This window comes from Thalassotalea sp. HSM 43 (assembly GCF_004752005.1).
GTDB lineage: Bacteria > Pseudomonadota > Gammaproteobacteria > Enterobacterales > Alteromonadaceae > Thalassotalea_A.
The window spans coordinates 427616-454277 of sequence record NZ_CP038493.1; the positions used below are offsets into that span (position 1 = coordinate 427616).

At 43.7% G+C, this 26662-nt stretch carries 17 protein-coding genes; 4 read left to right on the forward strand and 13 right to left on the reverse strand.

The window, feature by feature from the left end:
* Window positions 1–87: 87 nt before the first annotated feature.
* From E2K93_RS17835 to E2K93_RS01965, 5 genes are all read right to left on the reverse strand, one after another.
* Window positions 88–5352 carry a S8 family serine peptidase gene (locus E2K93_RS17835; RefSeq protein WP_135437470.1) on the reverse strand — a complete coding sequence of 1755 codons (5265 nt, stop codon included), beginning with the start codon at window positions 5350–5352 and terminating at the stop codon, window positions 88–90.
* A gap of 475 nt (window positions 5353–5827) precedes the next feature.
* Complete coding sequence (gene rlmM, locus E2K93_RS01950) at window positions 5828–6916, reverse strand: 23S rRNA (cytidine(2498)-2'-O)-methyltransferase RlmM (protein WP_135437471.1); 1089 nt, start codon at window positions 6914–6916, stop codon at window positions 5828–5830.
* Window positions 6916–7281: a DUF423 domain-containing protein gene (locus E2K93_RS01955; protein ID WP_135437472.1), complete on the reverse strand. Its 366-nt coding sequence runs from the start codon at window positions 7279–7281 to the stop codon at window positions 6916–6918. The genes rlmM and E2K93_RS01955 overlap by 1 nt, the downstream gene beginning before the upstream one ends.
* Window positions 7278–7913, reverse strand: coding sequence for an alpha/beta family hydrolase (locus tag E2K93_RS01960; RefSeq protein WP_228445445.1), 636 nt, complete (start codon window positions 7911–7913; stop codon window positions 7278–7280). The genes E2K93_RS01955 and E2K93_RS01960 overlap by 4 nt, the downstream gene beginning before the upstream one ends.
* A gap of 4 nt (window positions 7914–7917) precedes the next feature.
* The gene (locus E2K93_RS01965; RefSeq protein WP_135440382.1) at window positions 7918–8826 is read right to left on the reverse strand and encodes a transcriptional regulator GcvA; all 909 of its coding nucleotides are present in this window, start codon (window positions 8824–8826) and stop codon (window positions 7918–7920) included.
* A gap of 218 nt (window positions 8827–9044) precedes the next feature.
* Here E2K93_RS01965 and E2K93_RS01970 point away from each other — a divergent pair, with 218 nt between their 5' ends.
* Window positions 9045–9332, forward strand: coding sequence for a hypothetical protein (locus tag E2K93_RS01970; protein WP_135437473.1), 288 nt, complete (start codon window positions 9045–9047; stop codon window positions 9330–9332).
* Window positions 9333–9423: 91 nt separating this feature from the next.
* On the opposite strand, the gene cysB is transcribed toward E2K93_RS01970, so the two are convergent.
* The 3 genes from cysB to E2K93_RS01985 form a co-directional block, all read right to left on the reverse strand.
* Entirely contained in the window at window positions 9424–10398 is a 975-nt protein-coding gene (gene cysB / locus E2K93_RS01975; RefSeq protein WP_135437474.1) for an HTH-type transcriptional regulator CysB, read from the reverse strand.
* Window positions 10399–10653: 255 nt separating this feature from the next.
* Complete coding sequence (gene topA, locus E2K93_RS01980; protein ID WP_135437475.1) at window positions 10654–13317, reverse strand: type I DNA topoisomerase; 2664 nt, start codon at window positions 13315–13317, stop codon at window positions 10654–10656.
* Between the two features lie 394 nt (window positions 13318–13711).
* A complete protein-coding gene (locus E2K93_RS01985) occupies window positions 13712–16447 on the reverse strand; it encodes an Ig-like domain-containing protein (protein WP_135437476.1) in 2736 nt (911 codons plus the stop codon).
* A gap of 231 nt (window positions 16448–16678) precedes the next feature.
* On the opposite strand from E2K93_RS01985, the gene E2K93_RS01990 reads away from it, so the two are divergent.
* Window positions 16679–18016, forward strand: coding sequence for a dicarboxylate/amino acid:cation symporter (locus tag E2K93_RS01990; RefSeq protein ID WP_135437477.1), 1338 nt, complete (start codon window positions 16679–16681; stop codon window positions 18014–18016).
* Window positions 18017–18250: 234 nt separating this feature from the next.
* Here the strand turns inward: E2K93_RS01990 and E2K93_RS01995 are convergent, their stop codons facing one another.
* The 3 genes from E2K93_RS01995 to E2K93_RS02005 form a co-directional block, all read right to left on the reverse strand.
* Complete coding sequence (locus tag E2K93_RS01995) at window positions 18251–18901, reverse strand: thiopurine S-methyltransferase (RefSeq protein WP_135437478.1); 651 nt, start codon at window positions 18899–18901, stop codon at window positions 18251–18253.
* Between the two features lie 5 nt (window positions 18902–18906).
* Window positions 18907–19938 (reverse strand): protease SohB, encoded by a 1032-nt coding sequence (gene sohB / locus E2K93_RS02000; protein WP_135437479.1) that lies wholly within the window; start codon window positions 19936–19938, stop codon window positions 18907–18909.
* Between the two features lie 125 nt (window positions 19939–20063).
* Window positions 20064–22412 carry a VolA/Pla-1 family phospholipase gene (locus tag E2K93_RS02005; protein ID WP_135437480.1) on the reverse strand — a complete coding sequence of 783 codons (2349 nt, stop codon included), beginning with the start codon at window positions 22410–22412 and terminating at the stop codon, window positions 20064–20066.
* A gap of 247 nt (window positions 22413–22659) precedes the next feature.
* On the opposite strand from E2K93_RS02005, the gene E2K93_RS02010 reads away from it, so the two are divergent.
* Together E2K93_RS02010 and E2K93_RS02015 are read left to right on the forward strand one after the other, a co-directional pair.
* The gene (locus tag E2K93_RS02010; protein ID WP_135437481.1) at window positions 22660–23400 is read left to right on the forward strand and encodes a YciK family oxidoreductase; all 741 of its coding nucleotides are present in this window, start codon (window positions 22660–22662) and stop codon (window positions 23398–23400) included.
* Between the two features lie 406 nt (window positions 23401–23806).
* Entirely contained in the window at window positions 23807–24625 is an 819-nt protein-coding gene (locus tag E2K93_RS02015; RefSeq protein WP_135437482.1) for a hypothetical protein, read from the forward strand.
* 27 nt (window positions 24626–24652) lie between these two features.
* Here E2K93_RS02015 and prmC read toward each other — a convergent pair whose 3' ends face one another.
* Window positions 24653–25540: a peptide chain release factor N(5)-glutamine methyltransferase gene (prmC, locus tag E2K93_RS02020; RefSeq protein WP_228445447.1), complete on the reverse strand. Its 888-nt coding sequence runs from the start codon at window positions 25538–25540 to the stop codon at window positions 24653–24655.
* Between the two features lie 20 nt (window positions 25541–25560).
* Entirely contained in the window at window positions 25561–26649 is a 1089-nt protein-coding gene (prfA, locus tag E2K93_RS02025; RefSeq protein WP_135437483.1) for a peptide chain release factor 1, read from the reverse strand.
* Window positions 26650–26662 lie beyond the last annotated feature (13 nt).

A 26662-nucleotide genomic window follows, 5' to 3' on the forward strand; every position in this document is an offset into this window, starting at 1 on the left:
ACGCTCGTTAATGCTGCTTAACACATAAAAAAGCCGACACCTGAGTGTCGGCTTTTTGTTATTTAGACAAATACGTCTTTTACCGTGTTACTTTTTCCATACCGCGCGACGCGCTAATAATGGTAAGAAAAGCAATAAGTAGAACAAGCTACCGCTAGAAGAATCGTCGTCCTCTTCTTCTTCATCAGCTGATTTTTCTTTGATTTTCTTAACAACACTTACATCAATTGATGCAGTAACGTCGTGCTTACCGTCCGAAACAGTCACTTCATACGTGTGGTTGCCTTCATCAAGGTCGCTGATAGTTGGTGTTGCGGTATCAGCATCGGTCATGGTGCCCGGACCTGACCAGCTATAGGTTAACGCATCACCGTCTACATCAATTGCCATTGCCGACAGAGTTACTGAATCACCAGTTTCGATTTCAATACTCTCGGTTGCAAATGATACCGAAGGCATATCGTCTTCTGGCGTTACCGTTAACATAAAGGTAGCGCTAGCTGAGTCACTGTTGTGCTCCATATCGTATACCGAAACTGTTACTTCAGTTTCACCGAAGAAATCGGCATCAGGAATAAGATTGAAGCTCATGCCGTCGATTTCAGCACTGATGTGCTCACCGCTAACTTGCAATGCATTGTCAACCGCATTGGTATCAATGTGCATCACTTCGATACCATCAATGCGACCGTCTTCTGCAACCGTCATATCAGACATATCAGCTACTTTAATGTTGCTGTTCACCATAATAGAGTGCACAACTTGTGCTGAGTCTTGACCATCTAAATCGTAATCAACCACGATATCAACAGTTTTGCCAACCGCTTCAGGCTGAATAACCGCTTTAAAGTTAACTTTGATTTGAGATTGCTCTGGACCTTGGTAGTCAAAACAAACCACCAAATCGTCTTGCAAAAACTCACCCAAGTCACCAAACACAGGCTGCTCTTTTAAGAAACCATCTGTTGGACCAACATTGGTCAAGAACGGCGATTTAAAGCCACTTAAGCCAAGAGTACCTTCAGGTAATGTACCAAGGTTGTCGTAAGCGAAGATCACTTCGTGCATACCGTCATGATCATCAACACCAGCGCGCAGGATCATTTCATAATCGAAAGTTTCACCAGTATTGGCATCACGCATGTCATCAAACTCTAGGAACAACACATCACCAATATCAGGACGCTCACTTGCGTACTGACCAGCGATTGTCAAACCACGATAGTCTTTAACATTGCCAACGATACGCTTGTAGTACTCGGCTTCCATGCTACCAACCCACATAGGAGCAATCGCATGAATCAAGTTACCTAAGTTGGTTGGGTTGCGCATAGGCCAGTAAGAATCGACTAACTGGAACGCTCCACTTGGGTTGAATTTCATCAAACCGGCAGATTTCTCGTTATAGATATCGAAATCATCGTTTTGCATGCCTTGCGTTAACCACCACATAGGGATAGCAAAATCATCACGATAGTTACCTTCGAACCACGTTTGGTTAGGTGGGATTCTAAAGTCTGCAAAATCGATATAACCACCGTCTGAATACTCATCAATGATAGGTGTATGACACTGCTCTGAAGTCAGATTGGTGGTCATTTCATATCGAGCTTCAACATTGCGAGTAGCCAATTGCGTACCGGATAACTGCATGGTGTTTTCATCGATCATCACCGCTTCTTCAATGGCATTGTTATTACCTTTGAATGTCATCGGTGCAATACGCATACCTTCTGGCATGGTCAGGGTGATGTCATAGTTACGATCATCAGATTCCATATTTGCCATCAATTCAACGCTAACGTCAATGATGTCCATGTTACGGGCTTTATCTTGGCTAACATTCAGGTTAAAGGTATCTTTACCACGGGCTAGTTTTAATGCAGTAAAGCCTAATGTGCCTTCAGCACCTGGCATGTTACCCATATCAAAACCACCAAAGAATACATCACCTTGTTCAGCATCCGCTAAATTCCAGCTTAGCTCTAATGGGTAATGACCATTGCCATCGTGTGACTCAGGGCCTGTTACCGTTAGGTTGCCCATATCGCTGTCGTCAGTGATAAACGCATGACCAACAGATACTTGATAGTTTGCATCAGCAAAGTCCATACGGCGGGTGTAACCAAAGGCACTAACCCAATAGGTACCTGGCTCTGGGTTCATGATGTAACAATGGTTATGCAATGATGAACTGGTAGAGTCACAAATTCGCTCATCATACAATTCAGCAGCAATTTCTTGTGAAATTGTTGATGGCACGAATCCGCCATTTTCATTGTTGTCTTTACCAACTAATAGCCACGGTCTAAAGCGAGCAAACTTGTCATTGGCGTCAACCATTACATCGTCGCTTTCTACTGACATTGACTCAACCATTAACGCTTTCGTGCCTTCTGGTACTTCAATGGTGTAGGTATACCAACCAGATCCTGTCACGTTGTTGTGAGAAAGATACGCTGAGCGAATACCCGACATACTAAAGTCAGTCATTTCAGGCTTAGCCATACCAAAACTGCGTGCAGTGAACTCGCTGTAGTTATCGGTATTAACCCAAATGGTTTCAGCGCCTTGATCGCGGTGAATATCTAAATCTAAGCTTGATGGCAATTGATCACGCACAGACGCAACCACAACAGGCATTCTTGATACCGGTGCGTTGTTATTCACCTCAGTTAAGATCACCTGACCATTTAACAACATATTGTTGTTATCAAGCTTCCAGCTTTGCCCTGGATCTTCCGGCTCGATAAAGTTTTCAATCAAACCTGGTACGGTTACTTTAACAATAATGTCTTGCGACTCACCGGCTTTAAGAGAAAATTGCGCAGGTGTTACCGTTAGCTCATGCCCAGCATCGGCCATATGACCATTGGTAATGCCTTCTGCTGTCCAGCTACCATCGATAGTCGCGGTTACTTTACGCATAAAGCTACAAGAGTTTTCACAATCCATATCAACCATAGATGGCAGATTCAACCAATTGGCAACACCACCATTTTCAGGGTTAGCATTGCGGTAGTTTTCGATGGTTTCATCAAGTACTAAGCCCGCTTGTGCCGCTTTAGCGACATCAATTGCACCAGCACCTGCCATAAAGTTATAGAAGGCTTCAACACGACCAGAGTAGGTTTCTAACATGACGTCATTTGCCGTCATCATCAACGCGGATTGTACTTGCGCTGGCGTCCACTCAGGGTGCATTTGCTCTAACAAGGTCATCGCACCGGCAACATGTGGCGATGCCATCGATGTACCTTGCAAGAAGTTCCAGTCACGAGCATCTGGGTATTGTGTAAATGGTTGCTCATCGGCATATGGTGCGTAAATTGCCACACCCGGTGCCGTCACATCCGGCGTTAACGTATCATGGAAACGTGATGGGCCCATAGAGCTGAATATCGCTAGGTTATTACCCGCCTCTTCAACAAACTCATAGGTGTTTTCATAATCGCTAATGGTAACGATTGGCTCACTTGAATTACGAGCCCAATATTTTAGTTTTGTGTCATTGCTGTAACTGTATGCAATGTGAATACCAGGGATGGCATAAACATCAGCAACAACATTGGTTGCCACCGGTGGCGCGCCAAATTGTTGTCTGGCATTTAGCAATACAAAACCGCCTGCACCGCCGTCAGCTACGTTCTGTGCTTTTTCAACACGCGCGTTCTCGCCGCGATTACACAATACAATTTCGTCACTTGCGAATGTGTCTGCAGGGAATGGCGCAACACAAAGACCAGCATCAAAACCATCACTTGGGTTCGGATCTGGATAATCTTCCGCTAATACTAATTTACCAGTAATTGCACCACTGTAACTCTTACCATTAATGGTTTGTGGCACACGGTAAGACGGCAAACCACCTGCTTGGAAGTCGCCCATAGTTTTCGAGCCCGTGTCCATAACACGGTCATGGGTTGATGCACCAACGGTTGTAACCCAAGGTGAAGCATGGCCGACACTGTAATAGTAAGGGCCAGAGTTACCTGCTGCTACCGCAACTGAAATACCGGCTTCACGTGCCGATAGCAAGGCTAGTTCGATAGGATCGTCCCAAGAGAAGCGTTCACCGCCACCAACCGACATGTTTATCACGTCGACACCATCTTTTATCGCGTCTTCATAGGCGGATAAAATCGCTGATGTAGGACAACCTGCATACTCATCATTGCCGTTTCCTGGCATACACACTTGGTAAGAAATGATATGTGCTCTCGGCGCCACACCGCTTGTCTGTGCAAAGGTAAATGGTACGTCGATACCATCACTAACAGACTCGCCAGCGCTGACTTTAAGAGGCACATCTTTGATGACATTACCTGCCGTAGTACCTGCTACGTGAGAACCGTGACCATTGTAATCTTCACCATTTTCAGGTTTGCGGTCACGCCAGCTGCCAGAGGCAGGGTAATTATTAGCAACAGTAACTTCTGGGTATGAATAAACACCGATTAATTTATCGTTACAAAGCTCAGGGTAGTCGGTGGCACAATCACCGTAATACATGCCGGCTTCATCACCACGGATAGCGCTATAATCTTCATCTGAGGCAAACGCTTCATGATCGGTATTAACACCGGTATCGATGATACCAACGACCATACCTTCACCTTGAACACCAACACCATCTGGTGTTACCTCGCCACTCCATGCTTTGTCTGCACCGACAAATTGTGGACCACGATCAGAGTTCAATTCTAACAAGCGGTTAGGTGTGATTTTATAAACACCTTGCAACTTAGACATAGCTACGGCATCCGCTTTGTCCATTTTTACGACCATCGCATTGGTCGCTAAGGTAAATTGCTTTTCAACACGCAGACCAATACCTTGCTTTTGCGCTTGTTTAGCAAAGTCATTTTGTTTATTGATTAGAAAATCACTGTATTGCTGAACTTTGCTGGTATTGACGTTGAGTTTTGCATCCGCCACGACACTGCCGCGGTTAACACTGCGTGTGGCAGCCAAACCATGGATGTGACCGTCATATACAGACACGGCCTGGTCGTCTAATTGCACTATGTACGAGTCGACGTTATCGGTATCCATATCTGGATTATAGATATCGCGCGGGGTTCGCTTTTTATAGATGCGATTGGCTTCGCCTAATTGATTATGACCAAGTAACTGCTGCACATCGGCTAGCGCTTGTACTCTGTCTTCATTGTATTGACGTACTTGCTCAGCGGTAAATGTAGGCTGATGGAATGTATGATTTCGTGTACTGGCATCGCTTGTCGAGGTCGTACCTTCCGACGCGACAACACCCGTAGCACCGACATACAAAGACGTCGCGAGGGCAAGCGTGGTGCGCTTAAACCGTCTGTGAGATTGCTTTGAATTCATATAACTACCTAGAATTTCGTTATTATTTTTATAAGCAACAAGAATCAATGATTGCACTCTTGTTGCAATCGAATGGTTGGGTAAGGCAGCAAACGTTAGATTGTGGGCTACGATTCAGTAAGGGAGTGTAGACTCTGAATTTTTCGTTTGTCCATAAACTAAAAGCTTGCCGCCTTAAGTTTCAAAAAGACAGATTGCCAGACAAGTGTCTTAACAATGTAGCCTGATATTTATTCTTTTTATCCAACGACAAAATTGATACTAGGCGGTTAAAGGCCCTATGTTAATTGGGGTTTAGCATAATTGATGTTAAATTGAGGTTAGCTAGAGGTTAACTAGATGTTGGCCTGTCAAATAAGACAATAATGGTTACTTATTGCTCACCGCCTGTGTAAAAGCGGACATTTTCAATAAAGCGTTAACATAAAAAAAGGCCGACATTTGTCGACCTTTTAATGCATATTGGCAATAACGATTATTTATTGCCCAATACACGTACGTGTACGGTCACCTCTTCACGATCGTAGTAAAGGTGTTTGGCGTACATTTCGTACCAAATATCATGTTCGGACATAGTATCTTTGATTTGCTGTAAATTTTTCATCACTTGTTGGTAACGAGTTTTTCCTGGCTGCAATTTCAAATTAAACATAGCCTCTTTACAATCACCATCGACAATCCAACTGGCCATCAATTTTGCAACGCGAGTTGAGTTTTCGATCATATCGCAAACCAACCAGTAGTTGTTCTTCTTCGATGGACGAAACTTAAAACCGTCTTGTTGATAGTGTTTCACTTGTCCGGTATCCATCAAACTATCTGCCATAGGTCCGTTATCAACCGCTTTGACCATCATGCCTCTGCGAACCAATTGATAAGTCCAACCTCCGGGTGCTGATCCTAAATCAACGGCATTAAGGCCTGACGTTAAGCGGGTATCCCATTCGCTGCGCGGAACGAAATACAAAAACGCTTCATCAAGTTTTAAAGTTGAACGGCTTGGTGCTTGAGACGGGAATTTTAGCCTTGGAATGCCCATAGCTAATGGCGAACTGTTTGCGACATACGAATAGCCCAATTGCACTAACTGACCAGAGAAGAATAAAGCATGCAAATTGGTTGCTCCGCGGCCTTGTTCGCCCTGCTCTTTTTCAGCGAGAACGCCAGACTTTCGCAAATGCTGACGCAATGGCACAGACAATTTACGAGAAAATTTGCTTAATGCTTTGCCATCATTGGTATCTAAGGTTTCAATCCGCAAGTCTTCATAACGAAAGTCATCGCCAAGTTGCTCGGCAATCGCTTCAACACGGTTGTATTCAGGTAACTCTAATGGTTCACCTAACGCCGCGAACCATTGGCGAGCAAAAATCAGGCGGGTTAATGGTAGCTTCTGAATAAGCACGTCTACCTGACTTTTTTCATAAACATGAAATTCCACCAAACCTTCATTTTTCTTCAGTTTGATAAACCCGTAGATATCATTCCAACCGGCTTTTTCTTGTATTTCTGCCGCACACTCGTTTTCAAAACCGGGACGACAATATAAATAAATGACATTCATTAATGTTTTTTTCCTATAGAAATAGCCAAGCATAACCAGCCTAAAACAAAAGCCATACCACCGACTGGAGCGACATTAGCCAAAAAGCCGATATGTAAAAAGCTTTTTGTAATGATAGAGCCACAAAACAATATTATGCCAGTCACAAACCCATAACTGGCGACTTTTGCCGATATATGTTGCTCAAATAAGCTGATTGACGACACTAACGCCAATATATGAACAAAACCAAAACTGACGGCAATGATCAGGTTTTTCAATGTTTGCGGCGGCAAATCATTGGCCCCATGAGACAACCACGCGCTGAATAATACCAGACTTGCACCGCTGACGCCGACAAATGCGGCTAAGCTAGCTCGGATCATGAGTGTTGCTCCATAAATTGCACCATAGATGCAATCGCCTGTGCCAAATGTTGCTGATGACTATGACCTGAACGAACTCTTGGTTTCAAATCATGATCGCCATCGGCGAAAAATTGCAATTCAATTGTCTTGGGTAACTGATAGCCGTCAATATCCTGCTTATTACCCAACGCATCTCTCTCACCCTGCAGTATAAGTACTGGCTTAGTCGCCTGCAGTAACGGCTCCAATCTGGTTTTTTCAAGCTTCTTTGGCGGATGAAACGGGTAACCTAAGGCAACAACCCCAAGTACTTTTTCATGGTCGCTGACTAATGCCGCCACTCTAGAGCCCATCGACTTACCTGCGACAAACAAGGGTAAATCATCATTATATTTTGCCAACCGTTCAGCAAAACTTTGTTCGAGCGCAGGCATACGGTTTGGCGGTCGGCGTTTGCCATCGAGCGCCCGTTGCTGCATATAAGGAAAATTGAAGCGATATACATTAATGCCTTTGGCGACGAGGCCATCGGTCACAATCTGCATAAACTCGCTGTCAAAAGCAGCGCCAGCACCATGGGCGAAAATAATCGACGCTATGGCGTTGTCGGCTTTATCTAAATGCCATGTTAAATCGTCAACAACACTCATTGGACTAACCAGCCTCCGGGTTAAATTGTTCTTGCTCTGCGGCTTGTATCACCCATTCAATGAACTGTGCTATCCGCGGCGTATCCAAATGCTCATCACGGCAGACCACATAATAAGCGTCTTTGTTTACTAATACCTGTTCAAACGGCATCACTAACCTGCCGGCATCAAGTTCTGGTTTGGCTAAGGTATTATTTACCAAAGCGACGCCTTGACCATGAATCGCCGCTTGCAGTACCAATGCCGAATGGCTAAAAATAGGGCCTTGTTCCACTTTTTTTGAACTCAGTGCGCAGGACTTGTACCAGCGTTTCCAGTCTTTTCTTGAGCTATCATGCAGTAAAGTATGATGCTGTAAATCATCTACATTGATGATCGGCTGCTCTGACGTTAATAACATCGGCGAGCATACTGGAATCAAATACTCGGTAAATATTTTTTGTGCATGAACATTAGGCCAAGGGCCCCGGCCGTAGTAAAAAGCAATATCGACACTGTCGACTAAGGTATCGTCTTCGTCATCATCGGCTTTGATACGCACATCAATATCAGGATAGAGTTTATGAAACTCACTTAATTTTGGCACCAACCATAAAATCGCTAAGCTCGGCTGAATACTCACCGTGATGGCGCCCTTCTCGCCTTGCGCCAATAATTTTTGCGTCGCATCCTGCAACGCGATAAAAATATCTTTAATGTCGAGAAAATACGACTGCCCTTCTTCGGTTAGCAGCAAAGCTCTATTCTTGCGTTTGAACAGTTTAATACCCAAAAAGCTTTCCAACGCCTTGATTTGATGCGATACCGCTGCTTGAGTAACAAACAGCTCATTGGCAGCCTTGGTAAAGCTAAGGTGTCTTGCTGACGCTTCAAAAGATTTTAAGGCATTTAATGGGGGTAACCGAGTCGACATGTGTATGATGCATGGTTCCATTACTATTTCTAATGCGAATTATACGTGCGTTTGTGATCGACATCTACGCTTTGTTTACAAAATATGGTGGTTTCAGCCAGTTTGTAACCGGCTTTTGTGCACTATTACAAAGCATTACAAAGCGGATCAAACCGTTACTTGTTAAATTAATGTTGCACTGGTTTAATAGCCGCAGTTAAGAAACGAGGGTTATTCAAATGAGAAACATTAAAAAGACTTTAATTGCAATTGCAACGGTACTACCATTCTTCGCATTTAATGCTGCTGCTGAAGATTCAGCTGTTACTCAGCAAGAAGCACAGCAAATTCGTGTTGCTGCTATCAGCGTAGAACAATCTCTTGAGCAAATGCGCACCGACATCAAAGCCGAAGAAGAAGCGGTTGAAGTGACTGCCATGACACAACTAAATGTTGAATACATGGATATGGAAGTTGAAGAAGATCTTGAGAACAACGAAGAGTATCAAGAACTTGTTGCTGACTAATCATCACAACACCATATAGCATATAGAATTCATAAAAAAGGCGCCCTAAGGCGCCTTTTTTAATGCGTAATTACCTATGTTTTTAAAGCCGTTACTTTAATGGCAATTCAACATCGCCAATCAAGCGTTCAATTTCTTCATTATTTTTCAGCAACATAGCTTTAGTAACAATGTCTCGATTTAAATGCGGTGCAAAACGCTCGATAAAATCAAACATATAGCTGCGTAAGAAGGTTCCGCGTCTAAATCCAATCTTGGTTGTGCTTGGCTCAAATAAATGGCTGGCATCAAGAACCACTAAATCACTGTCTTGAACCGGGTCAATGGCCATTGTTGCCACCACACCAATACCAACACCAAGACGAACATAGGTTTTGATCACATCGGCATCGGTTGCAGTAAAGACGATTTTAGGGTCAAGTTGAGCACTTTGAAACGCTTTATCAAGCACGCTACGACCGGTAAAGCCGAATACATAAGTAACCAATGGATACGCTGCAACATCTTGCATGGTGAGTTTGCTAACTTGCGCCAACGGGTGGTCTTTAGTAACAATGATACTGCGATTCCAGTGGTAACATGGCAACATGATCAAATCGTTATACAAATGCAAAGACTCAGTTGCAATGGCAAAATCGGCATCGCCTTTGGCAGCGGCATCACTGATTTGCGCAGGTGTACCTTGATACATATGCAAAGATACTTTGTCGTATTTCTTAACAAAGCCCTTTATCACTTCCGGCAACGCATAACGAGCTTGGGTGTGCGTCGTCGCAATACGCAATCTGCCTTCATCAGGTTGGGTGTATTCACGAGAAACCGCTTTTATACCTTCAACTTTAGAAAGGATGTCCGAGGCGATACGAATAATTTCATGACCAGCCTGAGTAACATGTGTCAGGTGTTTACCTGAGCGACCAAAGATTTGCACCCCTAACTCATCTTCCAACATACGAACCTGTTTACTAATACCAGGTTGCGAGGTGTAAAGACTCTCTGCGGTTGCGGAAACATTAAGGTTGTTATTTAAGACTTCGACGATGTATCTGAGTTGCTGCAGTTTCATATTGTAATAAACACTCCATTTCTTAGAATTAAAATATATAACAATCATCGATACGGATCTAGCCTTTTGTATACTTTTTGTTATAAGAATGTTTATTTATATAACTCTTACATCTAAATTTGCACACAGATCCAACAATATGCCGTGATTTCATCCGTAATCAGCCGCTATTCGCCGCGCACCATAGAATTCAGCACAGGCTAACGCCCATAAAAAAACCGGCCATAAGGCCGGTTTTTGAGTCATTGATTACGTCTATTTTTTCTTGGCTTTGCTGGTTTTGCTCGCTTTTGACTTTTTCGTCTGCTCTTCAACCCACTTGCCATCAACAAATTTGGCAACCCAACCGGTGGCTTTACCATCGATTTCGGTCATAACGTATTGCTCTTTATTCTTTCTTGAATAACGAACAATATAATCGTTGCCATCACCATCTTGTTGCGGCGCATCAGCTAAGTAATAGAACTTAGGTGAAATTCTATCGCGAAAACGATGTAACTCAGCTACTTTTGGCGCTCTGGTTTCCCTTGATTTAGGGAATGTACTGGCGGCAAGGAAAATACCTGACGCTCCGTCGCGCAACTTAAAGAACGCATCTGACTTTTCACATTTCAACTCAGGTAAATCAACTGGATCTTCTTTTGGCGGCGCAGCTTCACCGTTCGCCAAAAGTTTACGGGTGTTTTTACATTCTGAGTTAGTACAGTCAAAGTACTTACCAAATCGGCCGTTTTTAAGTTCCATATCGCTGCTACAGCGATCACACTCTAATACCGGACCATCATAGCCTTTGATCTTAAACTCGCCTTTCTCAAGCTTGTAACCATCACAAACCGGATTATTACCGCACACATGCAGCTTACGAGATTCGTCGATCAAATAGCTGTCCATCGCTGTGCCACACTTGTCACAACGCTTCATCGCCATAAGCGCTTCGGTTTCACGGTCTTCTGACAACACGCTCACCGCTTCTTCACCAGGCGTTAAGTTCATGGTTTTGGTACAACGTTCCTTAGGTGGTAAGTTGTAGCCAGTACAACCTAAGAAAACACCGGTAGATGCGGTACGTATACCCATTTCACGGCCACACTCAGGACATTCGATATTGGTTAAAACTGGCAAGTTTTGCTGCATGCCACCTTCATCCATGTCTTTGTCTGCTTGCTCAAGCTGACCGGTAAAGTCGCTATAAAACAGGTTTAAAACATCTTTCCAATAGCTTTTGTCTTCGGCGATTTCATCAAGTTGACTTTCCATATTGGCGGTAAAGTCATAATTCATCAGGTGTTCAAAGCTGCCCGATAATGCATCGGTGACAATTTCACCCATTTTTTCGGCATAAAAACGTTTGCTTTCAAGGCGCACATAACCGCGATCTTGAATGGTCGAAATAATCGCCGCATAGGTTGATGGACGACCAATGCTACGTTTCTCTAGCTCTTTAACCAATGACGCTTCACCAAATCTTGATGGCGGCTTAGTAAAGTGCTGTTCAGGATCTAAGTCGACCAAGGTCAGCTTATCGCCAACTTGCAAGTCTGGTAGGTTTACGTCTTTATCGCTAGCACTCTTACCTGTTGAACGGCTGTGTACTTTCGTCCAACCGTCAAAACGCAAGACTTTACCTTTGGCACGCAACTGATAGTCTGCTGCGGTTATGGTTAAGGTGGTTAAATCATAGCGAGCGGCGGTCATTTGACAGGCCACAAACTGACGCCATATTAAGTCGTACAATTTACGCGCATCAACTTCCATTTCGCCAAGCAATGCCGCTTCTTTAGTCACATTTGAAGGTCGAATCGCCTCATGCGCCTCTTGTGCATTAGCTTTAGCGCCATAGGTTTTAGCACTGTCAGGCAAATAATTTGCACCAAAATTGTCGTTGATGTACTGACGACAATTTTCAACCGCTTCTTTTGATAAATTGGTTGAATCGGTACGCATATAAGTAATATGGCCTGCTTCGTATAAACGTTGCGCCAACATCATGGTTTTCTTCACCCCAAAACCAAGTCGGGTACTTGCCGCTTGTTGCAGGGTTGATGTGATATATGGTGCAGACGGTGTGCTCTTAGATGGCTTATCTTCGCGTTTAGTGACCGCATAACTGGCGTCTTGCAACGTCGCTACCGCGTCCATCGCGTCTTTTTCATTATCAACTTTAAAGGTATTACCGGCGTGTTTACTTACCGCCAGTTTTAACGCGTCACCAGCTGCTGTCGTGGTATTGGCATCAATATCCCAATATTCTTGTGGTACAAACGCTTTGATGTCACGCTCACGCTCAACAACCAGTTTTACGGCGACAGACTGTACGCGTCCCGCAGACAAGCCACGAGCAACTTTCTTCCATAATAGTGGGCTTACCATAAAGCCAACAATACGGTCTAGGAAACGGCGCGCCTGCTGTGCATTTACGCCGTTCATATTTAATTCACTTGGTTGTTCGAAGGCATCTTTAATGGCACTTTGCGTGATCTCATTAAACACCACACGACGAAAACGTTCGTCATCACCACCAATAACTTCTTTTAAATGCCAGGCAATCGCTTCTCCCTCGCGATCCAAATCCGTCGCGAGATAAATGGTGTCGGCTTTCTCTGCCAGCTTTTTAAGGTCATCAACAACCTTTTCTTTGCCAGGCAATACCGCGTAAGTCGCTTGCCAATCTTTTTCCGGGTTGATACCCATACGATTAAACAAAGCAACTTTTTCACGTTTCTTTTTATAGCGCTCCTTTTGCGCAGGCGTCATCTTGCGAACTTCCGCAGGAGATTTGGTTGCTGCTTTCTTGCCACCCGAAGTTGGAAGATCGCGAATATGACCAACGCTGGATTTCACCACGTAGTCTTTGCCCAAGTACTTGTTAATTGTTTTCGCTTTGGCTGGCGACTCCACAATTACCAGAGATTTAGCCATAAATTTGTACTTTCCTTTATGCCGGTTTCAATTGCCGGTACATCTAATATGCAAGATATAAAATTAACAGTGAGTCGTAAATTACTCTGCTTATATATAGATACATATACAAGCGATTGTTATTAGGTATATATGTAAAATTTCCCAGTGACAAGCACTAATTTTTTTAAAAAGTGGAAATTTGATTATTAGATAGGTTCAAAATTACATTTTTCAAGGCGCCATAATAATCAAAACTTTACGGCATAATAAAGAAAAAAATGTGAAAAATATCAATTTGATGGCTATTCGCTTAAATAAAAAGCAGTTTGCCAACAATTCGCCTTACTTATTAAAATTAATTCTCAGATATAAAAAAAGCCTCCGAAGAGGCTTTTTAGTCTTTTAGTCTTTTTTATGGCACCGCTGATATCACAATTGGGTAAGCAGTAAAAACAGTTGAATGTCCCGAAGGCGTGGTCACTTCCACCAACAATGATCCAGTTTTTGGCTCGTCTTCACCTTCAATAGTAACCTGAAAAGCACGGCCACCATTACGGTTTTCGTTTGGCCATACAAAGCTATCAGGACCGACTATCGAACCAGCCGTTGCCGTAAATTCAACAACCGTACCTTGTGGCATTGGCTGATTATGTAAATCAGCAATTACCACACTTGCCCAAGCTGAGTTTTCACCTTGAATGTTAACCACACCGTCGTTATCAACACCATTGACAGGATCGGCATCAGCATCACCGTCACCATTTTGTGTCCATAATGCCTCGCTACCGGACATAACTAATCTAATTTCACCACGTACGGTCAATGATGTTTGATCAGCACAGCCTTCTGCTTCGCCAAGACCTTCTGCACATAAACTACCATTGTATATAGTATCGGCGGCTTCATAGGTGCCTGAGTTGTCGAAATCAATATAGGTTTCATTTTCAGCACCAGCAACCGCACGGTCGAAAACACCGTCTTCGTTGTGATCAACAAATGCTTCTGGTAAATCATATGGATTACCTGATATGTCATTGTTGTTTTGGAAAGCTTGTAACTCTGTTTGCGCATGACCGGCAAGAACCGTGCTGCCATCAAAGCGACCGTTACCGTTCAAATCAACAAAAGACTCTTCACCAATAGCATGCGCCAATATCGTCGCACGACCACCGACACGGTTACCTAAGGTTAAATCAATTGGGTTAATAACCGCTGGGGTTGCATCTTCCGGTCCTGTCGGGTGAGGAGCTTGACTGGTCCAAACCACTGTACATGCACCTGCCATTATCACACACGACGGTTCAATAGAACCACCCTCAGTGGTAAATGAGACCGCCGTGCCATCTGGTGCCGGGTTGTTAAACGCATCGGCAAGACGTGCAGTAATCGCCACTTCGGTGCCATCAACGTCCCAGCCTTCCGGGTTAAGTGTTTCAGCAGATAGAGTGAAGCTGTCTTGATCAGGAATACCCGTTGAAATAACCAACAAGCTAGATTGCGATGAAATCGCCGGTACCAAACCATTGATGGTCGCGGTCACACGCACTGATGTCGAAACCGTTCCAGAATTAACCACGGTTTGCACCACACCATTGCTGTCTGTTGTTGCCTGGATAGGGTCAAGAGCAACACCACCAAGGTCGGTATTTAAACCAAAATCTACCAATGTATTTGGCACCGGGTTACCGTTAACATCTAATACGCGGAATTTAACCGTAGAGCTTTCCGTACCACCAACACCTCTTAGGGAAATGTTTTCAGGTGATGCACTAACAAACTCTATACTACCCGCATCTGCGGCTAATACGTTTACATTAACCGTGGCTGTTAAGTTAACACCGCCGGCATTAGCAGAAACGTTGATTGGATCATCACCAATACAGCCTTGTGCTAAATAAGTACTGCTTGCACTACCATTTGACGTAGTAACCGGCGAGCCAAGAGCTGCGGTACCCGCAATGGCACAATTTGAGCTGAATTCAACGTCAACGGGTAAGTTGTAAACATTGCCCATATCGTCTTTGATATCAACCGTGACAACCGTTGTACCACCAGCAGACACCGTTGCTAGAGAAAGCTCAGCAACCCCTTCAGTGAACGGGTCACCACTACCCATTTGCAGGTCGGTAGCACCAATAACAATCAATTTCTCGCCTGTTTCACCGTCTTTTAGGCTGGCCGATACAGTATCAGCACCTAAAGCGTTACCCGCGTAAATATCAACAATGGCTTGGTTATTTTCATCGGTAATGGCGGTCGGAATTGGAATTTCACCTAAATCACTTGAAAAAGTAACGATCACATCATCTGAAATGCCTATTACAGTCGCAATCAATTGACCAGGTGTAGTGGCGTTAATGACGGATATTTCATTCATTGTGCCAGGTTCAACCATGATCACATCGACAGTTACCGCCGAAACCTGATCGCCTTCAGTAGCAAAACCAATGGTATTGAATTGACCGCTGGAACTTGTTGCTGTCACTGTACCAGCGCCTTTGACATCACCGGCTGTTAGCATAATTGTGGCGACACCATTTGCATCAGTCAGTGCCGTACCACTGGCAGGATCGAGATTACCCAAGGTTGAGCTAAAGGTAACGACATCGCCAACAAGTGGTTCGCTGCCATCTAGTACCGTAGCGGTTAATGTTGCCGGATTAAGTTTATCAATGGAAACACGGTCAATGTCTAAAAGTACGGTGACAGCGTAATTATCACTGCCCTCATTAGATGGGTCAGTACTGGCACCATCACCGGCAGATTCAAAACCAACCGTGGCACTTTCACCAGTGTCAATACTGGCGGTGACACTACCTGCGCCTTGCACATCGCCGGCGATTAAGCCAATAATTGCAATACCGTTACTATTGGTTAATGCGGTTGCAGATTCAACGTCAAAAAGGGCAATATCAGAATCGAAACTGACTACCACGCCTTGTTGTGCTTCACCGTTAGATTTAACGGTTGCGGTAACAGTAGCTGGGGATGTTGCACTAAGACTTGTATTATCGATTTCGACTTCAATGGTTGTTGTCGGTTGAGTCGGGTCGGTACCTTCCTCGTCCTTACCAGTAAACGAATCACCATCACAAGCTGTAAGAAACACTAGCGCGAACAGGTAAAAAAGATGCTTAAGCGGCTTCATAAAAAGCTCTCTCCCTGAATTTATTGTTATTTTGTCAGCAATCATCTTAACCGATTAGAAACAAAATAGTTACCTTTAAATACAAAATTTTTATTGTCGTTAACGAGGCTGTTAGGCAACATGATGTGCGTAATAAAAAGTCAGGCAATAGAATTAACAAAGACTTAACAATTAAAACGAAAATGACGTAGAATTGTCTGAATACAATAGAAATTCAACAAGAGTTGTTATATGAACAAAGAAAGCGCAAATAGTTTAACGGCCCGCATTGTTATTGGCATGATCGCCGGTATTGGTCTGGGTTTGTTATTCAAGGCCATGCTGCCAAAAGATGGCGATCTAATTATTCCTCTCGGCCTTTTTGATTTTTACGTCCGAGGATTTTTCGTTGATGGCATATTTGAAATTGGCGGGCAAATATTCGTCACCAGTTTAAAAATGTTGGTGGTGCCACTGGTCTTTGTCTCATTAGTGTGCGGTACGTGCTCACTTACAGATACCTCAAAAATAGGTAGCATAGGTGGACGAGCTATTGGTTTATATTTAATCACCACTGCGATCGCCATCACCATCGCCATTTTCGCTGGCTTGCTGGTTGCACCAGGTGAAGGGGTCAACATGACCTCTGAGGTCACCTTCGCTGCCGCTGAGGCACCGACTTTAGCACAAGTGATTATTGGCATGTTCCCATCAAACCCATTTGATGCCTTTGCCAAAGGCAACATGCTGCAAGTCATCGTATTTGCATTGTTGTTTGGTATTGCGGTTGCTTTAGCCGGTGAAGCAGGTGAGCGCATTTCAAAGCAATTTGAAGACCTAAATGAAGTTATCATGCGTCTTGTTGTTATTTTGATGAACCTAGCACCTTACGGTGTGTTCTGTTTGATGACCACCTTATTCGTTAAGCTCGACCCAAGTGCATTTGCTAATCTGGCGGCGTACTTCTTTACCGTGTTGGGGGTATTAATTTTGCATGCCCTGCTAACCTACCCAACCTTATTGAAAGTACTTACCGGCCTAAATCCGATAATTTTCATTAAGAAAATGCGTACCACAGCAATGTTCGCGTTCTCAACCGCAAGCTCTAACGCAACCATACCGTCAACATTAAATACCACGACGAAGAAGCTCGGTGTTGGTAACTCTATTGCCTCGTTTACAGTACCTATGGGCGCCACCATCAACATGGATGGTACGGCGATTATGCAAGGTGTGGCAACGGTCTTTATTGCTCAAGTATTTAACGTAGACCTTACTGTTACCGATTTCCTTATGGTAATTGTTACTGCAACCTTAGCGTCGATTGGTACAGCGGGTGTACCGGGTGTTGGTCTTATCATGCTTGCCATGGTATTGGCACAAGTTGGCTTACCTGTTGAAGGCATTGGCTTGATTATTGGTGTTGACCGTCTGCTTGATATGGTACGTACCGCTGTTAACGTGACCGGTGATTCTATGGTTACCGTTGTGGTTGGTAAAGCTGAAGGTCAATTTAACCAAGATGTATACAACAGTGTTGATGATACCCGTGGTGATCGCATCGACTTTCATCACTTAAAAGACAAATAGTAAAGCAGCGTTATGTAAAAGCTCTACTTTTGAAAAACAAAAAAGGCTGGTTAATACCAGCCTTTTTTATGTATACATATTTTTGCTCTTAATGTTTCGCTCTTAGCCTTAGTACTTAGTTCTTAGCCCTTAGTTCTTAGCCCTTAGTTCTTAGCCCTTAGTTCTTAGCCAATAGCCCTTAGTCCTTAGTCCTTAGTCCTTAGCTCCTAGCTCCTAGCCCTTAGCCCTTAGCCCTTAGCCCTTAGAGATAATATACAAACACTCTTTTAGATGACTTAGCGGTAAATTGCGGCGCGCAAACTTTTGCCCTACCAGATCTCGCTCTGCCTTTTTGCTTACCTTAAAGCCATCAAACAACTGTCTCACATCTGACTCTGACACCGAGAACGGCGGACCGTCCATTTCGCTTTGGTCAAACTCCAATGTCAACAAAAAGACGCGAGTCTTATCTTTAATAAAGCTGCGCAAGTGGTAAGCATAATCCGCACGCATCGCCTCAGGTAAAGCAATTAAAGCCGCTCGGTCATACACCCAATCAAACGGTTGAAACAAGTTGGCATCAAGAGCGAAGAAATCGCCCTGATATATTTCCACGTTATTGGCTTTGTAGACATTAAAGCCAAGTGCTGGAGTGATTTGCGCATCGAGTTGGTTTTCTCGAAAGAAATCTTTGCAAGCGATAGCACTCAATTCACTGCCTATCACTTTAAAACGGTCTGCAAAGAACAATAAATCCGTGGATTTACCACAAAGAGGCACAAATATGCGGCTATCACCCGCACTAAGCAAAGACGGAAAGTACTCCACTAATAAGGGTTGTAGTTCGTCTTGGTGAAAGCCTATTTGTGTTTTATCCCAGCAGTTATGCCAAAATTCTTGCTTCATATAGCTTAACTCGGAAATATACGGTTATTCTGCCATAGCTTACCGACAACGCGCTCAACCGACATTGATGCGGCTTTTGATAGTTTTTCGGCGATACCTTTTTTGGTTTCAAATTTAATTTGAATGATTTTCTTATCTTTTGCCGCGCTTTGCAGATAATCATCGCTGGTTTGAATGTCATCAACCAAACCTAATTCTTTTGCTCGCAAACCAAACCAATGTTCGCCAGTTGCGACCTGAGCCATATCTAATGATGGACGGTGTTCGCTCACAAACTGTTTAAACAGTTGATGGGTATCTTCCAACTCTTCTAAGAACTTTTCACGGCCTTTTTCGGTATTTTCACCAAACATTGTCAAAGTGCGTTTGTACTCACCGGCGGTAAGTTGTTCAAAGTCGACGTCGTTCTTCTTCAACACTTTGTGGAAATTTGGGATCTGCGCTAGCACACCTATTGAACCAAGGATGGCAAATGGTGCAGAAATGATTTTATCGGCAACACACGCCATCATATAACCGCCACTGGCAGCAACCTTATCAACGGCAATGGTTAACGGTATTTGCTGTTGACGAATACGATCAAGTTGCGACGATGCTAAGCCATAACCATGGACCATGCCACCACCACTTTCTACGCGCACTAACACTTCATCGCTTGGTTTGGCGACACTCAATACGGCGCTGATTTCTTCACGTAAACTATCAACTTCTCGAGCATCAATGCTGCCTTTAAAGTCAATAACAAACAAACGGGCAGCGGATTCTTGTTCGCCGTCTTTTTGTTTTTTCTGTTGTTCTTTATGTTGCTTCTTAAGCTCTTTTTCTCGTTGTTTAAGCTCGTCTTTGCTCAATAAGCTTTCCAACATGTGATGCTCAATATCTTCATAGCGTTCCGATAAATCCGATATTTCTAGCTCACCTTTCTTATGCTTTTGTTTTTGCGCTGCGCCAGCTATCGCGGCAATAATCGCGATGACAGCAATAACAAAAGTTACGACTTTGGCGAAAAACAAGCCGTATTCATATAAAAATTCCAAGCCTCTCTCCTACTTGATGCTTTAGTTAATCAGTTTGATTGTACACCATTGATTTTCTATGAAAAACCACTGGGCAAAAGAAAAGGAGGCCTAAGCCTCCTTTTTATTCGATATGTTGTAAATAATTATTGCAACACGACGCTTTCGTCGGTTACCACAATCGCCGTTCCTTTGGTAAGGAAGTAAGCGGCTATTTGCTGTTGAATTTCAAATGTCGCTGCTGCACTTGCGGTTGGGTCAAGCAATGAACCATGATCACCGGCAACAAACTTAACCGCACCTGAGATTGGTGTTTCTGATAAGGTCGTTTGCGATACTTGAGGCACACCTAACAAACCGATAAGTGGCGTTGAACCCGACAATGGTGATGTAGCAACCTCTAGAGGAATAACGGTATCGGCTGGAACATCCATGCCATTACCAACCATCTCAACTAAGTGCAATGGTGTACCATTTGCACGAAGTGGACCGGCGTAGTTAATCATATCCGCTGAATCAACAATAGCTTGCGCTGCAAACGTCCATTGAGCAAAAGCACCAGCAACTTCAGGTGTTACCATGCCGTTTTGCTCGAATGCATTCCAAAACGCAACCATCGCATCTGGAGACGCACTTGCACCACCAACAGAGGCTGCAGCTTCTGCAAAATCAGCCGATAAGCTGATAGCTAAGTTGTACTTGATCAAAGGACCAAATGTTGGTGACGCCATACCAAAGTTAGGTACACCGCCTGCCGCTGATGCTAATGATGCAGCTTTTACATTGAACAAACCATCAACCATAGGATCCATTGGTGTGTTGGTCATTGCTAGGAAGTTTACGCCCGTTAATGCACCTAATGAGTGACCCACATAGAACACTTCGCTGCTATCGATGTTCGCACCTTGCAAGAAGTTAATACCCATACGAAGTGCCATGGCATCTGCCGCACTTTGTCTGAAGTTATCACGACCACTCACTAAGTTAGCGATATTGATGTAGTAGAATGGATTCGCAGCGGCTTCAACTTCAGCAACGCCGTCATCATCCAGGTCATAACCACGAGAGTTATGCAATGGGTGATCGATTGCAATCGTTGCAAAACCATTGGCAGCAAGAATACCAGTTAACGCCATCATGTCTTCTTTACGAGAAGTGATACCGTGTTGCAACATAACCACAGGCCAGCCACTTTCTGGCTCAGCGATTTGACCTGGCATACCAAGCGCCGCACGGACGATGTTGGCAACAACTGGGTCAGGCACAGTCATTTGTACATCAAGGGTTTCCAGTGATTGTAGCGCTGGAATTGGATTGAATTTTGTTAAGTTGCGCTCAGTATCAATACCTAAATCACGTAGACCAAAGCTCATACATGCTGCATCAGTTGGACTTTGTGGTTCTGCCGGTAAGTCAGTCGCAAACGCCAACATAGCGCCTGAATCACACAATGCGCTCCACGAAGTGGTTTCTGATAGCTCACCAGTCATAGGTGTTTTCAAATAATAAGGTACCGTTACCTGGCCACCGTAAACTTTCGCACTTTTGTAAAGTGGTACTAATTCCGGGTCAGCAGGGTCAAGACGACCGGCAGCAATTAACGCATCGGCAGCTGTAAAGCCTGCATCAGCAACCATAACCGCTGGGGTTGGGAACATTGCTGTTTGCGGGTTTAACGAGGCGGCAAGTAATTGCTTGGTAACACCTAAGCTGTCGGTCACAGACTGAGTAGTCATTGCCGCAGTATACGTGATGCTGTCACGTGGTACACCTTGTTGCTCGGTTAGCGTTTCAAAACTGTTTAAAATCGCTTGTAAACCACTTAATGATGGGTCAGTAATCGGTGCTACGCTCGGATCTTGACCGACTAGATCATAGGTTTCAGAACCTAAAACCGGGTTACCTTCAGAATCAAGTAACTTGTCAGTCAACGCCATGATGTAAGTAGTTTTTGGTTTTAGTGGTTTTAATGGAACAACCACTAAACTGCTGCCATCAGCCTGTACGACATAATCTTCACCTAACACAAGTTTGTCACCGCCTTTACAAGCGATACTGACTGGAACTTGCGCACACTCAGCGTGATTTAAGTCACCGCCCATTACCGCTTCAAAAATGGTAATGGCATTGGTGTTAAACACGGCAACGCTGTCAAGGCTAATACCGTCGGCCATATCAACATCAAGCACGAATGGCTGATGCGTTGACCAACCGTCAAGGGTATTGGCAGCAACTAATGGATCTGAGAAATCGTTTGCATCAGGTACAGGAAAGTTTAACGTGCCGTCCGTTGTTCCTTGGAACAATAAGTCGTTTGGAACTGACAGAACGCCGTTGGCTGGATCAAAGACAATGCGACTCGCAACTGGCGTACCAGTTTGGCCGTTACCGACCTGTTGCTCATTGTCTTTTTCAACATCGCTGATGGTTTCATCATCACAAGCAGTTAAGCCAAGAGCACTTGCAATCGCAAGGCCTATCATCAGTTTTTTCATTTTTTCTCCCCAAAGGAACAACTATTTACCGCCAAATGTTATTGTTTTTATAGCGATTTGTTAGAAACTTGTTAACTAGTAAGACCAGTTCTTTATATAGATAGTTAAATTACCGCAACAAAGATCATTTTGCTACTTTTTTTTACACATTGTAACAACTGATAATCAGCTTATTGTAAAATTAGTGTCGAATCCGTTAGCAACAGCAGGTAGAATACGGACAAGCACAAAATGGAAGCATACATTAATGACTGAATTCATTGTGACAGATAACTGTCTGGAAAATAAAACAATATTAGTAACCGGTGCCGGTGATGGCATTGGCAAAACGGCCGCTATGACCTACGCAAAATATGGTGCAACGGTGATTTTATTAGGAAAAACCGTTGAAAAACTGGAAGCGGTTTACGATGACATTGTTGCCGCAGGTCTGCCAGAGCCCGCTATCGTGCCTTTGGATATGAAAGGTGCTACCGCACAACATTATAAAGATATGGTTAATACCATCGTCGATCAGTTTAAACACCTTGATGGCGCGTTATTAAATGCCTCAATATTGGGTGAATTGACGCCATTTACGCAAATTAACAGCCAAATTTGGGACGATGTGATGCAAGTAAACGTCACAGCGCAAATGTACCTAGCGCAGGCCTTAGTGCCGGCTCTTATACAGGCACCTAATGCGTCGTTATTGTTTACAACTTCTGGCGTTGGTAATAAAGGTCGAGCGTTCTGGGGACCATACAGTGTATCCAAATTTGCCACTGAAGGCATGATGCAGGTTATTGCTGATGAATACGAAGGCTCAGGCTTACGTATCAATGCCATTAACCCTGGCGCAACAGATACCAGAATGCGTCAAACCGCATTTCCAGCCGAAGATAAATCAAAAATCGCCAGTGCCGACGACATCATGCCGGCCTATCTGTATTTGATGAGCGATGCTGCAAAAGCGGTTAATGGTCAGCGTATTAATGCGCAAGGCTAGGGACTAGGGACTAGGGACTAGGGACTAGGGACTAGGGACTAGGGACTATTATAATGTTGAGGGTGTTTGCTAAATAAGTAAACGCCCTTTTTATTTACCAGGATTTAAATCACTGTTTTAGCCACTGTTTTAGTAGATATTATTACGAATTCTTGTTGATATAGCATACACATTATCTACATGTCTTTTAAGTCAAATCCGCTGTATTTCAAACACCCAGTCTATTGTTAGCGAACTCTAAATATTCATCCCCAAAAAACGTTACGCCCCGCTCGCAACAGATGCAAAGTATTATATTTCAATACCAAAATCTTCATCTTGTACAACTTTCGCACAACCCGTAGCAACTTCAGTTTTGTATGTCTAACCTTGTTCTGGCTTAACGAATAATAAAATGGACAACATTATGAAAAAGCTACTGATTACAACACTAATGATTTTAGCACTGAGCGCTTGCGAATCCGGTGATACCACATCCGATAACGTAGATTTGCAAAACAGTGACATCGAATTAAAAGTAACTATGGATCTGCACCAACAGCAAGGTGCAAATGGCCAGCTCGAATACGCCATGGTGATGAAGGTTCAACCAATTGAAGATAATGGCTTGCAAAGCTTCTTTATCAAGATCAGCGACAGTGACTTATTTTTTATGGATATTAATGGTCACTCATTTGATTTAACCAGCCACTTTGACCAAACCAGTAGCCTAACTGGGTTCAGCCAATACAAACTCGAAATTGCGCCATTTAGCGAAACAATAGAAGAGATTGAATTTGAACTGTATATTGGTAATCGCGCGTTTCGCGCAAAGTATTACCTTGATCAACCGTTACGCATCACTAGCAATAATGCAGAGTATGCCGGCTTTGATCCACGATATGATGTACTGGATATATCCTGGGTCGGAGCTAACTTGCCATTACAGGTTGATATTGAGCAAAGCATAGCAACGCAACTGACACCAAGTGATGATGTGTTAAGCAATTTATGTGCATTAGACAAACGAACCGTAAATGCACAGCCTCATCAAACCATTAGTGTGACGGCAAGAGCGAGCTACTTGCCTTGCGCACATAACCCGCAAGACATAGTTTATATGGGTTCACAGTTTTTTGTAGAGCAAGAAACAGAAAAACTTCGCCCGTCATATTCATCATTTGCCAGCAGCAAATTTAAATTAACGCAAAGTTATCTGTTGCAACACCGTTGGCAAAAGCAATAAATCTTAGAGCGCTAACACATATGACGGTTATTGATATACACCCATGGTAATGCGTGGGTTTCCGCCATAATCATAATAGGTATGAATTTTTTGAAATCCATGCTCTTTAAGCAACGCTTGTACCCCCTGGTGTTGCTCAAATCCGTGTTCAAGATACAAGGCGCCGCCGCTATTTAGGTAATCGCGCGCGGTATTGATAATGTGTTGGATATCACGAAAGCCATTATCTTTTGCTACCAGAGCAGACAACGGCTCAAAACGCACATCGCCTTGGCTTAAATGAGGGTCGTGCTCGTCTATATAAGGTGGGTTAGAGACGATAACATCAAACCTTTTTTCAACAGCAACCTGACTAAACCAATCACTTTGATAAATAGCGACATGTTGCAGTGATAAGCGTTCACGGTTTTGTTTAGCAAGATTGACCGCATCGTGATGGTAATCTACCGCATCAACTCGCCAATGTGGCTTTTCATGTGCCAACGCCAAGGCGATGGCACCCGTACCTGTGCCTAAGTCGAGCAATGTCCCCTGTTGTTGCGGGTGATTATTTAACACCGCTTCGACTAAAGTTTCAGTATCGGCTCTTGGAATTAAGGTACAATCCGCGACCTTAAACGACAAAGACCAAAACTCTTGCGTACCGAGAATATAAGCGACCGGTTCGCCCCGTTTGCGCCGTGCTACATAATCCAGAAAGGTTTGATATTGTTGTTCGCTGAGTACATTGTCAGGCCAGGTCAACAAATAACTTTTTGCTTTACCGAGCACATCACACAATAACACTTCACTATCGACTTTAGCGTCATGCTTATCAACAGTTGAATTTATATCTTTGGATGATGATAAAAAGCAGTCTCTGGCAAATGCCAGACACTGCTTTATACTCATTTTTTGCGAGGGATTCACGGCCATATCAGTCCGTTAATCTGAGCTTAATTTTGCTCAGCAAGAGCGGCGAGAAGATCAGCTTGGTTTTCTTGCATGATTGGTTCAAGCACCAATTGCAAGTTACCTTCCATCACTTCACCTAATCTATATAGAGTCAAGTTGATACGATGATCTGTCATTCGGCTTTGTGGGTAGTTATATGTGCGAATACGTTCTGAACGATCACCACTGGCAACCAATGAACGACGCGATGACTCTTCTTCTGAACGTCGTTTGTCATCTTCAGCCTGCTGTAAACGCGCGGCAAGTACCGACATCGCTTGCGCACGGTTTTTATGCTGAGAACGTTGATCCTGACATTCAACCACAATACCGGTTGGCATATGGGTAATACGTATCGCCGAGTCCGTTTTGTTAACGTGCTGACCACCAGCACCGGATGCTCTAAAGGTATCGACTTTCAAATCAGCTTTGTTAATTTCAATCGCTTGTGATTCTGGGATTTCCGGCATCACCACCACAGTACAGGCAGAGGTATGAACACGACCTTGTGATTCGGTTTCTGGTACACGTTGTACACGGTGTCCACCACTTTCGTATTTCATTTGACCGTATACGCCGTCACCATTGAATTTAACAATGATTTCTTTGTAACCGCCATGCTCGCCTTCGTTCATGTTAATGACTTCGCTGCTCCAACCTTGCTTTTCAGCGTAGCGGCTATACATGCGATATAAGTCACCGGCGAAGATTGCCGCTTCATCGCCACCGGCACCGGCACGAATTTCAACAAAACAGTTGTTATCGTCGTTTGGATCTTTTGGTAGCAACAGAATCTGTAAGTCGTGGGTTAAGGTTTCAATCGACTCTTTAGCCTCTTTAAACTCTTCCTGTGCCATTTCGCGCATATCAGGGTCGTCGTCTTTTAACATTTCTTGAGCCATGGCAAAATTGTCTTCTGCCTGCTTATAATCGTTAAAAACTGTTGTGACTTCTTCAAGCTGAGAAAACTCTTGCGACAAGGCTCGAAACTTATCTTGATCGCCAATCACATCTGGATCTGATAATAAGTGTTGAACTTCTTCAAAGCGCTCAACCAGAATTTCCAGTTTTTGGTATACCGATTCTTTCATGTAGTTATTTTCA

Coding starts and splice junctions, on each gene's coding strand:
- E2K93_RS01960 (WP_228445445.1), bottom strand. CDS start 7,913: ATGAGTGTTGTTGACGATTTAACATGGCATTTAGATAAAGCCGACAAC.
- E2K93_RS01955 (WP_135437472.1), bottom strand. CDS start 7,281: ATGATCCGAGCTAGCTTAGCCGCATTTGTCGGCGTCAGCGGTGCAAGT.
- E2K93_RS01970 (WP_135437473.1), top strand. CDS start 9,045: ATGAGAAACATTAAAAAGACTTTAATTGCAATTGCAACGGTACTACCA.
- E2K93_RS01985 (WP_135437476.1), bottom strand. CDS start 16,447: ATGAAGCCGCTTAAGCATCTTTTTTACCTGTTCGCGCTAGTGTTTCTT.
- E2K93_RS01965 (WP_135440382.1), bottom strand. CDS start 8,826: ATGTCGACTCGGTTACCCCCATTAAATGCCTTAAAATCTTTTGAAGCG.
- E2K93_RS17835 (WP_135437470.1), bottom strand. CDS start 5,352: ATGAATTCAAAGCAATCTCACAGACGGTTTAAGCGCACCACGCTTGCC.
- rlmM (WP_135437471.1), bottom strand. CDS start 6,916: ATGAATGTCATTTATTTATATTGTCGTCCCGGTTTTGAAAACGAGTGT.
- E2K93_RS02005 (WP_135437480.1), bottom strand. CDS start 22,412: ATGAAAAAACTGATGATAGGCCTTGCGATTGCAAGTGCTCTTGGCTTA.
- cysB (WP_135437474.1), bottom strand. CDS start 10,398: ATGAAACTGCAGCAACTCAGATACATCGTCGAAGTCTTAAATAACAAC.
- E2K93_RS02010 (WP_135437481.1), top strand. CDS start 22,660: ATGACTGAATTCATTGTGACAGATAACTGTCTGGAAAATAAAACAATA.
- E2K93_RS01990 (WP_135437477.1), top strand. CDS start 16,679: ATGAACAAAGAAAGCGCAAATAGTTTAACGGCCCGCATTGTTATTGGC.
- E2K93_RS02015 (WP_135437482.1), top strand. CDS start 23,807: ATGAAAAAGCTACTGATTACAACACTAATGATTTTAGCACTGAGCGCT.
- topA (WP_135437475.1), bottom strand. CDS start 13,317: ATGGCTAAATCTCTGGTAATTGTGGAGTCGCCAGCCAAAGCGAAAACA.
- prmC (WP_228445447.1), bottom strand. CDS start 25,540: ATGGCCGTGAATCCCTCGCAAAAAATGAGTATAAAGCAGTGTCTGGCA.
- prfA (WP_135437483.1), bottom strand. CDS start 26,649: ATGAAAGAATCGGTATACCAAAAACTGGAAATTCTGGTTGAGCGCTTT.
- E2K93_RS01995 (WP_135437478.1), bottom strand. CDS start 18,901: ATGAAGCAAGAATTTTGGCATAACTGCTGGGATAAAACACAAATAGGC.